Source organism: Rubrobacter calidifluminis (assembly GCF_028617075.1).
Classification (GTDB): Bacteria; Actinomycetota; Rubrobacteria; order Rubrobacterales; family Rubrobacteraceae; genus Rubrobacter_E; species Rubrobacter_E calidifluminis.
This window is the reverse complement of the sequence record NZ_JAQKGV010000007.1, coordinates 102,772-115,299: the sequence shown is the minus strand read 5'-3', so window position 1 is coordinate 115,299 and position 12,528 is coordinate 102,772. Positions and strand designations below refer to the sequence as shown.

Annotated in this window: 13 protein-coding genes; 10 read left to right on the top strand and 3 right to left on the bottom strand. The window is 64.5% G+C overall.

Annotation, left to right across the window (positions count from 1 at the left end):
* Positions 1 to 73 precede the first annotated feature (73 nt).
* From PJB24_RS07600 to PJB24_RS07590, 3 genes are read left to right on the top strand one after another with little or no spacing between them, the layout of a single operon-like run.
* Positions 74 to 967: an NAD(P)-dependent oxidoreductase gene (locus PJB24_RS07600; RefSeq protein ID WP_337959009.1), complete on the top strand. Its 894-nt coding sequence runs from the start codon at positions 74 to 76 to the stop codon at positions 965 to 967.
* An 11-nt stretch (positions 968 to 978) separates the two neighbouring features.
* Complete coding sequence (locus tag PJB24_RS07595) at positions 979 to 1,341, top strand: Mth938-like domain-containing protein (protein WP_273844413.1); 363 nt, start codon at positions 979 to 981, stop codon at positions 1,339 to 1,341.
* A gap of 53 nt (positions 1,342 to 1,394) precedes the next feature.
* On the top strand, positions 1,395 to 1,583 hold the full coding sequence (locus PJB24_RS07590) for a PCP reductase family protein (protein WP_273844410.1): 189 nt from the start codon (positions 1,395 to 1,397) through the stop codon (positions 1,581 to 1,583).
* 10 nt (positions 1,584 to 1,593) lie between these two features.
* Here PJB24_RS07590 and PJB24_RS07585 read toward each other — a convergent pair whose 3' ends face one another.
* Positions 1,594 to 2,118 carry a helix-turn-helix domain-containing protein gene (locus PJB24_RS07585; protein WP_273844407.1) on the bottom strand — a complete coding sequence of 175 codons (525 nt, stop codon included), beginning with the start codon at positions 2,116 to 2,118 and terminating at the stop codon, positions 1,594 to 1,596.
* Between the two features lie 157 nt (positions 2,119 to 2,275).
* On the opposite strand from PJB24_RS07585, the gene PJB24_RS07580 reads away from it, so the two are divergent.
* The 7 genes from PJB24_RS07580 (at position 2,276) to PJB24_RS07550 (ending at position 10,019) form a co-directional block, all read left to right on the top strand.
* Positions 2,276 to 2,749 carry an Hsp20/alpha crystallin family protein gene (locus tag PJB24_RS07580; RefSeq protein ID WP_273844404.1) on the top strand — a complete coding sequence of 158 codons (474 nt, stop codon included), beginning with the start codon at positions 2,276 to 2,278 and terminating at the stop codon, positions 2,747 to 2,749.
* Between the two features lie 190 nt (positions 2,750 to 2,939).
* Positions 2,940 to 4,268 carry an alkaline phosphatase gene (locus PJB24_RS07575; protein WP_273844402.1) on the top strand — a complete coding sequence of 443 codons (1,329 nt, stop codon included), beginning with the start codon at positions 2,940 to 2,942 and terminating at the stop codon, positions 4,266 to 4,268.
* Between the two features lie 190 nt (positions 4,269 to 4,458).
* Entirely contained in the window at positions 4,459 to 5,142 is a 684-nt protein-coding gene (locus tag PJB24_RS07570; protein WP_273844400.1) for an L-2-amino-thiazoline-4-carboxylic acid hydrolase, read from the top strand.
* Entirely contained in the window at positions 5,143 to 5,742 is a 600-nt protein-coding gene (locus PJB24_RS07565; protein ID WP_273844398.1) for a sulfite oxidase-like oxidoreductase, read from the top strand.
* Between the two features lie 113 nt (positions 5,743 to 5,855).
* Positions 5,856 to 6,503 carry a LuxR C-terminal-related transcriptional regulator gene (locus PJB24_RS07560; protein WP_273844395.1) on the top strand — a complete coding sequence of 216 codons (648 nt, stop codon included), beginning with the start codon at positions 5,856 to 5,858 and terminating at the stop codon, positions 6,501 to 6,503.
* Between the two features lie 697 nt (positions 6,504 to 7,200).
* Positions 7,201 to 7,899, top strand: a complete 699-nt coding sequence (locus PJB24_RS07555; protein WP_273844393.1) for an ABC transporter ATP-binding protein — start codon at positions 7,201 to 7,203, stop codon at positions 7,897 to 7,899.
* A complete protein-coding gene (locus tag PJB24_RS07550; protein ID WP_273844391.1) occupies positions 7,896 to 10,019 on the top strand; it encodes a hypothetical protein in 2,124 nt (707 codons plus the stop codon). The genes PJB24_RS07555 and PJB24_RS07550 overlap by 4 nt, the downstream gene beginning before the upstream one ends.
* Here the strand turns inward: PJB24_RS07550 and PJB24_RS07545 are convergent.
* Positions 10,003 to 10,944: a sulfotransferase gene (locus PJB24_RS07545; RefSeq protein WP_273844388.1), complete on the bottom strand. Its 942-nt coding sequence runs from the start codon at positions 10,942 to 10,944 to the stop codon at positions 10,003 to 10,005. The two genes, PJB24_RS07550 and PJB24_RS07545, sit on opposite strands and share 17 nt — an antisense overlap.
* Positions 10,937 to 12,490 (bottom strand): oligosaccharide flippase family protein, encoded by a 1,554-nt coding sequence (locus tag PJB24_RS07540; RefSeq protein ID WP_273844386.1) that lies wholly within the window; start codon positions 12,488 to 12,490, stop codon positions 10,937 to 10,939. Before PJB24_RS07540 ends, PJB24_RS07545 begins: the two co-directional genes overlap by 8 nt.
* Positions 12,491 to 12,528: the final 38 nt, after the last annotated feature.

Genomic DNA, 12,528 nt, shown 5'->3' with positions numbered 1-12,528 from the left:
AGTATGTTAGGGGTCTTACGGGGGATGGTTAGGTGTAGGGCGTGGAGGGGTAGATCTCGGTTGCGGAGGGAATGTGCCTGCGGAGTCAGGAGGGTCTGTGATGTCGACGAGAATAGCGGTGCTCGGAACCGGGATCATGGGCGCGGCGATGGCGAAGAACCTGCTGAAGGCCGGGTTCGAGGTCGGCGTGTGGAACCGCACGCGGCGGAAGGCCGAACCTCTGGCGGAGGATGGGGCGATGGTCGCCGCAAATCCGGAGGAGGCCGCGGAGGGGGCGGATTTTTTGATCACGATGCTCCCCACCGCGGAGGTCGTAGGCGATGTAGTCGGTGACGGTGTGCTCGGGGCCCTCGCCCGGGACGGCGTGTGGCTGCAGACGAGCACCGTCGGGATCTCCGGGTGCGGGGAGCTGGTGAAGCTCGCGGAGAGAGCCGGCGTCCATTACGTTGACGCCCCGGTGCTCGGCACGAAGCAGCCCGCCGAGCAGGGGGAGCTGGTCGTACTCGCCTCCGGGCCCGAGGAGCTGAAGGAGCGGTGCGAGCCCGTCTTCGACGCGGTGGGACGCAGGACGCTCTGGCTCGGCCCGGAGCCCGGGGAAGCGAGCCGGCTGAAGCTGGTCGCGAACAACTGGATCGACGGGCTCCTCGGAGCGCTCGCCGAGACGATAGCCCTCGCCCGGGCGCTCGGGGTGGACCCGGAACGGTTCCTGAACATCATAGAGGGCGGCCAGATGGATTCACCGTACGCCCAGATGAAAGGCCGGATGATGATAAAGGGCGAGTACCCGGTGAGCTTCCCGCTCGAGCTGGCCCGCAAGGACGTCGGGCTCATCCTCGAAGCTGCCGCGGGAAGGGCTCTCGGGATGCCCGTCTCCGAGGCCGTCGCCTCCCATTTCGACCGGGCGATAGAATCCGGTCACGGTCAGGAGGACATGGCCGCCATCTACGAGGGCGTGCAGAGTTCCTGAGGGAGGCGATGATGCCCTCGCCGCGCGTGACCGGGATTTCCTGGGGCAGAATCGAAACCGAAATCGGTTCCTTCAGGGACGCCAGGCTCTTTCCCGGCGGGGCGCGGGAGTGGGACTGGGGCGAGACCGGAACCCATCATCATCCCGGCGTTCGGCCGGCCGACGTGTCCGAGCTGCTCGAGAGGGGCGCCAGAGAGGTGATCATCGGCTGCGGCTTCCACGGCCGCCTGGGGGTCTCGCCGGAGACCAGGGAGTTTCTTAAAGAACGTGGTATCGGATTGCGGGTTCTACAAACTCCTGAGGCGGTGGCGCTCTACGAGCGTCTGCGCGGAGAAGGGCGGGCGGTCGGCGCGCTGGTGCACTCGACCTGCTAACGGCCGGAGATATAATGAGTGCTGAAGCCGAGATGGATCCTGAGGAGGTTGCCTTGTCGGACACCAAGAACATCACCTGGGACCCCGAAGCCGAGCGCAGGATCAAGCGCAGCCCCTTCTTCATGCGCCGCTACATCCGCAAGCGCATCGAGGAGCGCGTCGCGAGCCGCGGCCGTGACCGCGTGACCGAAGCGGACGTGGACGAGAGCGCCCGCTCCTACCGCCAGTACCGCTTCAAATAAAACCCTACGGCTATCCTTCGTTATCCGTTCGTCCCGAAACGCGCCCGCCGCGCGCCTCGTGGTGGAACATGATCGTCGTCTTTATCGAGCCGGAACGGGCAGAGACTTCACGGATCTGACGCTTTATGAACCAACGCTGGTTGCTCCTGACCGGGAACTCACCGTAGAGTTCCTGTAGCCTGCGGCGCTCATCGTAGAGCTCCCGCAACAATCGCTCGAGATCAGTAAGCGGGAACGTCTCGAGCGTCCGCTCGAATTCCTCTTCCCCAGCCGACAGCGCCCACTCCAGCGACGCCTCCGGCTGCATGACCGAACCCTGCTCGCCCCGGGGCGAGAGCAGCTCCCTGGGATCGACCCCGAGCGCCCGTGCAAGCTTGCGTACCGTCCCGAAGTGCGGATTCGAGATCCTGCCGGTCTCGATCCCAGAGACCGTGGTGGGACTTACCCCCGCCTCCTCGGCGAGCCTACCCTGAGTCCACATCTTCAGACGCCGGATCTCGGCCAGCCTTTCTCCTATGCTCCCGTTCCTCTCCATCTGTGCTCTTACGCCTTCGCTTACGCGCTAAGTATAACATACCTGTTTTGTAAAGCTGTTTTTGTAGTGCAAACTGTAAAATTTATGTTTGGAAAATACTTTCAAAGGGTATATCGGGGTTGGGTGCAGTAAAAAGTTGCAGAGCAGGAGGTAAGGGATGAGCCTGAGTCCTTTTGGTGGCGGAGGGTTCTACGATCTCAGGAGCGAGATGAACCGGCTTTTCGACGAGATGTTCGAGGGGTTCCCGAGGGTGTTCGGCGGTCAGCGGGCCGCCTCCTCCGGGGGTTGGGTACCCGTGCTGGATGTCTACAACCGCGACGGGGACATGGTGATAAAGGCGGAGCTTCCGGGGGTCAGGAGGGAGGATGTGGACATAACGGTCGAGAACGGGGTGTTGACGATCTCCGGGGAGCGTAAGGAAGAGCGTGAGGAGGGTGAGGGGAGCTATCTGGTACGCGAGAGGCGCTACGGATCTTTCCGCAGGAGCATGACGCTGCCCGAGGGTGTCGACGAGAGCAGGATCCACGCGAAGTTCGAGGATGGCGTGCTCGAGGTGGTTTTGGAGGGGGCGGCCGTCGTGCGGGCTCCGAGGCGGATCCAGATAGAGGGCCCGGAGAGTGCCGGGGAATAAAAGGACCTTCTTCTGGAAGGAGAGGTGGTGCCGGGTAACCCGGCACCACCTCTTCGTCGCGGGGATATTGAAGGCCGGGGGCGTCGTTTTAGCGAAGCTTTAAGCGGCCTTTAACGCCGCGGAAACCAGGGGGCTCTCCACGCGTGTTACCTTCTCCTGGCTGTTTTCGGAGGCGGCGCCAGGAGGGTGTATGGACGTCGATGGGAAACGGGGCCGGCGGGGTCTCAGCCGCCGCGAGCTCGTGGCGCTCTGCGGGGCCGGGGTTGCTTCGCTCGCCCTGGGGGGGACTGCTGCGGGGAGTGAGAAAGCTGGGAGCAGATCCGGGAGGGCTCGGAGCGTAATCTTCGTGCTGGGAGATGGGATGGGACCGGCACACCGCAGCGCCATACAGCTCGCTGAGGTGGGGCCTTACGGGAAGCTCGTCATGGACCAGCTCCCCTACGCAGGGGTGGTAGGCACGGACTCCGCAGATCCCGAAACCTTCATCACCGACTCGGCCGCCGCGGCTACGGCTTATGCCAGCGGGGTCAGGACCTACAACGGTGCGACAAACGTCGATGCCAGGGGTAACAGGCTCGTCGCCTTGGCGCGCCAGGCGAAGGCCGCAGGAAAATCCATCGGGCTCGTCACGACCAGTCAGGTGACCGATGCCTCTCCGGCGGCATTCGGTGGAGCGAGCGTGAAGAACCGGGATGAGCAGAGCGAGATCGCCCGCCAGTATATCGAAGAGGTGGGCGTCGACGTGATACTCGGCGGTGGAGAAGACTGGTGGTATCCAGAGGGAGAGGAGGGAGCCTTCCCCGACAACCCGCCGCAGGATCCAGAGGAGCACAGCCGCTCCGATCATGGCAACCTGGTAAGGAGAGCCAGGGGGCTCGGCTACGAGTACGTGACCGACGCGAAGCAGCTCGATTCCGCGCGGGGACCCAGGATACTAGGCCTGTTCGCCAACGAGGAGATGTTCCAGCAGCGTCCCGAAGGCCAGGGAGACGTCTACGAGCCCATGCCCACGCTGCATCAGATGACTGCCAAGGCGATAAGCGTGCTCTCCCGGAATCCCAGGGGGTACTTCCTCTTCGTCGAAGAGGAGGCGATAGACGAGATGAGTCACAATAACAACGCCCGCCTGGTTCTGAAGAGCGGTGGGCAACTCGACCGCGCGGTCGCCGTGGCCCGTTACCACGCGGCAACCTCCGGTGATACCCTGCTCATCGTCACCGCCGACCACGAGTGCGGTGGACTCACCGTCGAGGGGCCGGATCCTGGTGACGAATCCGGATCTGGCATATCCCCGGAGGATGGACCCTTCAGGGTGGCGGATGCTGGCTACGAGTTCTTCATGGACTGGACCACCACCTCCCACACCGGCGTCGACGTCCCGCTGACTGCCCTGGGACCGGGCGCGCGAAACCTAACGGGCAAACTCGAAAACACCGACGTCCACGACATCATCGCCAGGGCCATGGGGCTGCCGGTGATCCAGAGAGCCAGAGACCTTCAGGCCCAGACCTGGAGTTGACAGAAAAATATCCGGGCCGACGGAGCACCCCCACCGCTACACGGACGTGCAACCGCCAGCCCGGTCCGGGCACCTCATGGTTCCCGGAAGGTTGTCGGGTTCAGCTGTCCATCGGACCCTTCCCTCCTACCCAGAGGCCAACAACCTGTAACCATGATAACACGTCAGGCCTCCCCGCGTGGCGGTTATAATGGTCCGTAGCCTGCAGGCGAAGGAAGGGTTCGGTTCGATCTCCATGAAGTGGCTCAAGGTCTACGGTCTTCCGAGGTTGCCCCTGTTTCTCGCCCGGATCGCGATGCGGCTCGGGTTGCCCGGCCCATCATGGTACAAGTGGAAGGCCGCGTCGAGCGGGACCGGTGTGATCCTGGACGAGATGATCCGGGCGGCCGACGACCTCGGCTACAACGGGCAAAAGATAGCGCAGCTCGCGATGAGCCGCATCGGGGAGAAGCAGGGGCGGGACCTGCGCGAGCAGCTCGGCGTGAGGACGATGAAGGACACCGTCGACGTGGTCATGCTCGCCAACCGCTTCTTCGACATCGAGATCACGCTGACCGAGCAGAAGGAGGGGCAGTACGTCATAAACGCCGACCGCTGCCCGTGGTTCGGCGGGATGGGCAAGGAAGGGGTCCCCGGCTGGGACGTCAAGCCCTGCGCCGCCTTCTCTACCTACGAGAAGGCGCTCGTCAAGGCGATAAACCCCAACGTGAAGCTCTCCTACACCGAGAAGAGGACCACCGGAGGGCAGACCTGCCGCGGCGTCTACCAGTACAGGGATGAGGCCCTCGGCGACGGTCCCGCAGGCGGCGTGAAGCCGGAGATGGTCCGGATAGGCCGCAAGCCGGAAAAGAGAGAGAAGGCCCCGGCGGAGTAGATGAAGCGTATCGAGATAGACACCGCGCGGGGCCGCGAGCGGGTGCCGCCCGGGCAGTACCTGGTGGGAGAGAGGTGGCCGGTTTTGACCGCCGGTCCGACCCCTGGGTTCGACCCCGAGAGCTGGGACTTCCGGGTCGAGGGGCTCGTCGAGAATCCCCTGAGGTTCACCTGGGAGGAGTGGGGCAGGCTCCCGAAGGTCGAGGTGAGGGCGGACATGCACTGCGTAACCTCGTGGAGCCGGCTCGACAACCTGTGGATGGGCGTGCAGGCGAAGTACATCCTGGAGCTCGCGAAGCCCGAGCCTGAGGCGGAGTTCGTCTCGGTGTTCTGCAACGGCGGCTACACGACCAACGTCCCGCTCGGAGAGCTGTACGAGGAGGACGTCCTCTTCGCCACCCACCACGACGGCGAGCCGCTCTCACCGGGGCACGGGTACCCCTTGAGGCTCGTCGTCCCGCGCCTCTACGGCTGGAAGAGCGCGAAGTGGGTGCGCGGCATCGAACTCCTCGCCGAGGACAGGCCCGGCTTCTGGGAGGAGAACGGCTACCACAACTACGGCGACCCCTGGCGCGAGCAGCGCTACAGCTTCAGCTTCTAGAGCGCGTCTCCTCCGGGCTCTCCCAAAGGAGCTATATAGCAGCAGATAGCATGAGCATGCTATTATGCTCCCTGCGCGCTCCGTAGGGTAGGGGGACCGTGCAGAGACGAGACTTGGGATTGCATAGAGACACCAGGATCCTCGTGGCGGACGAGTGTCCGGCCGTGGTGCAGGGCCTGAAGGAGGCCCTCGCTTCTCTGCCGGAAGTAGTGGTCGTGGGCGGAGCCACGGGTTCGGAGGAGACCCTGAGCCTGGCGGAGGAGCTGCTCCCGGATCTCATCGTCCTGGACCCGAGCTTCCAGGCTGAGGCGCCGGTCCCTTTGCGTGACGGCGAAGTCCCCGAGCTCGACCTCGTGCGGGAGCTGAAGAGTCTGCCCGGCCCGCCGGTCGTGGTCTTCTACTCTTCCTTCAACACCACCGCGGACCTGATGGCGCTGGTGCTGGCCGGAGCCGATGGGTATATCCACAAGGCCACCCCGCTGGAGCAACTCACCGATGATGTGAAAGACGCTGCGGCGGGAGATCACCCCTGGCGCCTGGGCCTCGAGCCCGCAGAGGCCAAGAGGAGGCTCCTGGCTGCCTCCAGGGTCTGGCGCCTGTCCCCGGCGGAGAAGAAGGTGCTGTCCCTCGTGCTCAGGGGCGGGAAGGACGAGCAGATAGCCGAGGTCCTGCACCTCAGCTCACACACCGTCAAGAATCACGTCCGCAGCCTGCTGCGCAAGCTCGAATACCGCTACAGGCGGGAGATCTTCGAAGACTGAAGCCGCAGGCTCGTAACGGCTTGTATAGCACCAAGAAGGTCAGAGAAAATAGCCCTTTCAGGATGATGTATCCGGCACCGGGATAGAGAAAGCTGTCCCTCACAGTGTTGGTCGAGCTGTATAAGGGGAGGGAATAGCCTGTGAATACGGAGCGCAAAATAGGTTGTGGAAAGAACAAGTGTATCGTCTAACGGAAGCCAGACGGGCATATCCATCTGTGTAGGGGATGGTAGGTGTGCATAACCTGAAACGCGTAACAGAGTTGGCGTTAGCTTTGGTCTTCATTTTAACTCTGCTATCCAGCACGGCATTCGCCAGCAGAGTTTACCAGGGGGATGATTTTTCTCTCACCATCAAGCACAACAAGCGCGTTGAGGTCTGCGATGAGGAGAGAGACGGGGCCCAAGCCTACTCTAAGTACAATACTTATAGCGGATATGCAGGACGTATCCAGGATGGAGATGGAGCTTACGGATACTGCTACGTAAGTGCCTATCAAAGGAGTGGCATATACCGCCACAACACGTGCGAAGACCGTCCGGGGTTACCTGATGTTTGCTCGCGTTACGTCCGCCGGTAGCAATGTGAGGATAGGAATCGCCGTCTAAATCGGCCAGTATTGTTACATTAATGCTGACCAGGGGATGGTGGATGGCAGCCGCGGCTGCCATCCACCATCCGATCGGGAGGAGAAGGGTTGGTACAACTCCTTGAGGTGAGCGAACTGTCGCTTGATGTACCGGGGCGCCGGCTGCTGGACGGGGTTAGCTTCGAGGCCGGGGCGGGCGAGTGCCTCGCCGTGGTGGGCCCCTCGGGCGCGGGCAAGACCTCGCTGTTGAATTGCCTGTGCGGCATCGCGAAGCCTACGGCGGGCTCGGTGTGGATCGAAGGCGCGGAGCTGAGCAGCCTGGGACCGTCCAGGCGGGCCGCCTTCAGGCTGCGTAACATCGGCATGGTGTTCCAGTTCGGAGAGCTTCTGCCCGAGCTTTCCGCGCTTGAGAACGTTGCGCTGCCGCTGCGGCTGATGGGCGTCTCGCGGCGGGAGGCCGAGCGGCGGGCGGCGAAGTGGCTGGAGAAGCTCGGGCTCGGCGAGCGCGGCGGGGCGCACCCGGATACCCTCTCTGGGGGAGAGCTCCAGCGGGTGGGGATAGCGCGGGCGCTGGTGCATGAGCCGAAGCTGGTGCTCGCCGACGAGCCCACAGGAGCGCTCGACGAGGAGAACACCGGTCGCATAGCCGCTCTGCTCGCGGGTACGGCCGGAGAGCTCGGTATAACCGTGATCCTGGTGACGCACGACCCGCTGGTCGCCTCCAAAGCCAGTCGCGTGCTAAGGCTGCGCGAGGGACGGCTGGTGCCTGCCGACAGTTCGGATAGCACAAAAGAAGTCCGGCCGTGATGGTCTTCCGAATAGCTTGGGGGCTAGCGTGCAACCCCGCGCCCGAGCACCGGTGGCGGCGGGTGGCGGTACCGGTCTCTGCCCTGATCTTCATGCTGCTGGTGCTCGCTGCAACCAGCATCGTGGTGATGGTGCACCGCGGAGGGGAGCGGGTGGCGCAGCGGACGGCGCTTCTGGCGTCGAAGCCGTCTCCGACCGACCTCTTCGTGGTCGAGGGCGACGATGTGTGGAACGGCCGGCAGTTCGCGGTGGTCTGGATCCAGCCAACCGGCGAAGCCAGGCCGGTATTACCACCGGGGATGGAGAAGCTACCCAGGCCGGGACAGGCGGTCGTCTCGCCGGCACTCGACAGGCTTGCCTCTCAGCACCCTGAGCTCGCGAAGCGCTACCCGGACCGTCTCGTTCTCGGCTCACAGGGCATCCAGAGCGGGGACGAGCTCTTCGCCTACATCCGGGTGCCGGAGGGACGGACTCTCGCCGGGAGCAGGGACGCGATGCGGGTCCATGCCTTCGGCCCGCCGGCCGGGGGCGGCCGATTCTGGCCGCTGACGCTTGACGAGGCGCTGCAGGAGATTACGGTGCCTGTCGCCGAAGGAGTGCTAGGATTCCTCGTTGTGCCGGCTTTGCTCGTCCTGTCTGTGGGTCTTGCGGCGGCGAGCGAGGTACGCGACAAACGTTTCGCGGTGCTGCGTGCAATCGGTACGCCGGGTAAGACACTGGTCATGCTCGGTGTGCTGGAGACGCTGCTCCTGGCTGTACCCGGTCTCGTCCTGGCCACAATACTCTGGAGGATACTCTCGCCGCATCTGGCGCGAGTGCCGTTGGTCGGATACGAAGCGGTGCAGGGTGACCTCGGGCTGCCGGGGTGGCTGCTCGCCGTGGAGCTTCTCTCGGGCATTGTGGTGACCGCTCTCGTCGCAACTCTGGTGGCCGGGGTGCGTGGCCGTCGCGGTGCCACCCGTCCCCGACCGTCATCGGGGAGGGCGGCTATTACACCGCTCCGGGCGGCTCCGCTCGTCTTCGCGCTCGTTGCGTTTGTACTTGGACAGATCATCCCGGTAATCGGAGGAACCTTGACTCTCGCTGGGATTGTTGCGGCGGCTGCCGGAGTGCCGCTCGTGCTGCCGGGTGTGCTGCGCGCTGCCGGTGGAGCGCTGGGTAGACTCGGATCGGTATCAGCGCAGCTCGCTGGCCGGAGTCTCCAATGGGACCCGGTCCGAACCTCGCGGCCGTTCGCCGGGGTGACGGTCCTCATCGTCCTCGCGCTCGTCGGTAGCGGGTACCTCGCGCTGGTCCGCTACGTCGAGCCATCTCCCGGTCCGCTAGCAGCAGGTCCACAAGCCGTAACCGTTAGCTGGTTGGATCCCCATCCGGATGACCTCAACCGGTTCGCAGACGCTTTAGGAACCGGACTCGTAGTTCCCGCGCGCACGAGTGACTCCACGCTTACCATCGGTGCTACCTGCCGCGATGTTGTTCGTTACTTTGCCGATGCTCCGCCTTGCGATCCCAAAGTGCCGTACCGGCTGCCAGTTGGGATGAGACAGAGGGTCAAAGAGGCGTTGGGTGGAGTCTACATGAGGGTGCGGCTAGCGCCCCAGGATGAGATCGCAGATAGCGGGAGTGCCCTCGTGCTCGGTGACGCTCCGCTGAAGGTTCTCGAAGAACGCGTGCGGACCGCTGCCATGCGGACGCTTCCTGCACCTTTCGTGTACAGCGCACTATCGACCCAGATGAGCCAGTCCCCGCTCGTCCCGTGGGTCGTCGGTGGTGTCGTAGCCGCAGCTATCGTCCTGACCGTCGGGTGCCTGATCTCACTCGTGGATCGCCTCCTGGCCGCGCGCAGGCACCACCGCCTCCTCTTGAATCTGGGCGTCGTGCCGGGCAGGCTCACGGCGATAGAGGCTTGGCTCTTCGCCGCACCCTACGCTGCGGTCGTCGCCCTGAGCTTCGGCGTCGGGCTCCTGATCTGCGCCCTGATCATAGGCTTCTTCTCCGGGGTCCCGATGCCCTGGCACGACATCGGTATCGTAGCTGGCGTTGCGGTCGTGGTAGGAATCGCCGGCACCGCGAGCGTAGCAGCCTTCGGCGCGAGGAGCGTGCTCAGAGAGCCCGAGTAGAGGGACTCAGAGCGTAGCCGTAGCGCGAAAGCAGCGGCGCGGTGAGCGCGGTGACGAGCGCGCGGTCGCGGGGGGACATCTCCTTCTGCCAGCGGCGGTCCTCCCGCAGCTCGACCGTTCCTGTCTCGAAGCGGTTGGGGTTGCCAGAGACGGTGTGGCTCACACCGAGCTCGACCCCGCGCTCTCCGGTCAGCGGGATGCGGGCGTCCTCCTCGCCCACCAGCTTCAGGATGCGCTCGAAGCTCACACGCGGGTTCGAGACGAAGTCCTCGTAGCGCAGGCGGAGGTATCTATCCGGGGTCTTCCGCCAGAGGGCTTCTGCGGCGGCGTTCCAGGCGTTCCACATGACGGCGCTGCGTGCCGGAGGGGAGCTGAACATGTACTCCCGGTTCTCAGTGTCGGGCTGGCGCTTCTTCTTCTGCCAGGAGTAGGCGGCGGCCCTGGGGTCGCGGACGAGGTGCAGCGTGTAGAACTCGACGCCCGGGGCGTGGGACATAGCGTAACCGTGTGCGGGCTCCTTCGATGAGTCCACGACCACCCGGCTGCCGGTGACTTTGCCGATGGCCGCGTAGAGCCTGCCGTAGGAGACGAGTAGCTTCCCGATGCGGCCTTCCATCTGCCTCCACCCTCCGGGGGCCAGCATGAGCGGGATGTGGCGGGTGCGGGTGCCGGCCCGCTGTAGCCGGATCATCTCGCGGGCGAAGTCTTCGTCCGGGCTGCCGAAGGCGCGCCGCATGATCTCCTGCCAGGTGGCGCATTCGTGGAACGGCCTCCCGCAGCCGCACAGGCGGTTCTCCAGCACGTTGTGCCGCCAGAGGAAGTTCAGCTCGCCAGCCGAGAAGAACCCCTCGATCTGCCCCAGGGAGTTCGAGAGGATCGTGCTCCCGCTGCGCCCGAGGCCTACGACGTAGAGGACCTTAACCACGCCCCAGCCTCCGCGGGAGGTACCTGCGGGCGACGTTCCAGAAGGTGCGCAGGAACTCGCGGTCTGTCTCCGAGAGGCCGAGGAGAAGCAGGACGGCGAGGAAGACCAGCCCCAGGAAGACGCCCAGGGCGGCCACCCGCACGATCGGGGTGTGAACCGGGAAGAAGAGGCCGAGTAAGTAGGTCGCGAGCGCCGCCACCACGCCCGCAACGAGCGGCTTTATCCACTCCGGGCTGTAAGGCCAGAAGCCTATCTTCCACTTGACCGCACCCATCGTCCCCGCGTTCTCCGCGACGATCGCCGCCGCCATTCCGATGGCCGCCCCGATTATCCCGAAGTGCGGGACGAGCAGCAGGCTCACGATCACGCCGAGGATGGCGGCGGAGGTGGTCGCGATCATCTCGATGTTCTGGCGCCCGGTCATCGCGAGCATGCGCGGCGTTGTCCCGACCGAGGCGCTGAAGAGCTGGGCCACAGCGACGATCCAGAGCGCGCTCTCCCCCCTGACGAAGTCCCTGCCGAAGACCGCGAGGATGTCGTGCCCGAGCACCGCGATGACCAGGAAGATGGGGAAGGCCCCGATGAAGATCCAGCGCGATACGTCCTTGTAGAGCCGGCCGAGCTGATCGAGCTCGCCTCTTGCGTAGAAGCTGGAGATGATCGGAGAGAAGATGCCTGAAAAGGCGAAGCGCACGATCGTCGAGAGGGTGGCGGTTCGGGCGGCGGCGTTGAAGATACCGACCGGGGCGCCGGCGGCGAAAGCTGTGAGGATCAGAACGGCCGACTGGTTGTCCAGATAGCGTGCACCGTTGGCAATGCTTAGCGGGATCGAGACCTTGAAGAGCTCACGGGTCTCCATCTTCGATGGCACGCGGCGATCGAAGAGCGGCGGGAAGAGCCGCCGCAGGAAGTACATCCCGACTAGACCGGCCAGCAGCATCGCGGTGCCGTAGGCGGCTATGACACTGGTCACGCTTTTCCCGAACAGGTAGAAGAACCCGAGCAGCACCAGGAAGAGCGCAGGCCTTATGAACTGCTGGATGTAGGCGGCGTAGGTGACAGTCTGGAAACCCTGGGTGGCCCAGACGACCATGCTCATGAACACGAAAAACGGCAACACGAACGCGAACGCTCGCAGGACCGTGGCCATCTTCGGGCTGCTGTTCGGGAGGTGGGTGGCGACGAAGTCCGCCGTGAAGAACAGAGCCGCCCCGAGCAGCAGGCTTATGATCAGCGTGATGAATATCGTCTGCACGATCGTGCCCTTCACCCGCTCCCTGTCCCCCTTGGCCCGATGGTGGGCGACGTAGCGCACCACGCTGTTCTCCATGCCGAAGCGGGAGACGGTCTGGGCACCGGTCACCACCGCCACCCCGGAGGAGTAGAAGCCGTAGATCTCGGCGCCGAAGAGCCTGGAGATGGCGATCTGGGTGACGAACCCGAGCAGGCGTCCCACACCCTGTCCGAGCGTGCTGATCCCGGCGCCCCGCGCGACCCGCGCAATGTAGGTGTCGTCCTTGCCGGTGGGGGTGACCCCGGGTGCCATCCCACCCTCCGTGGGAGAGCTGGCTTCGTTTTCGGTCC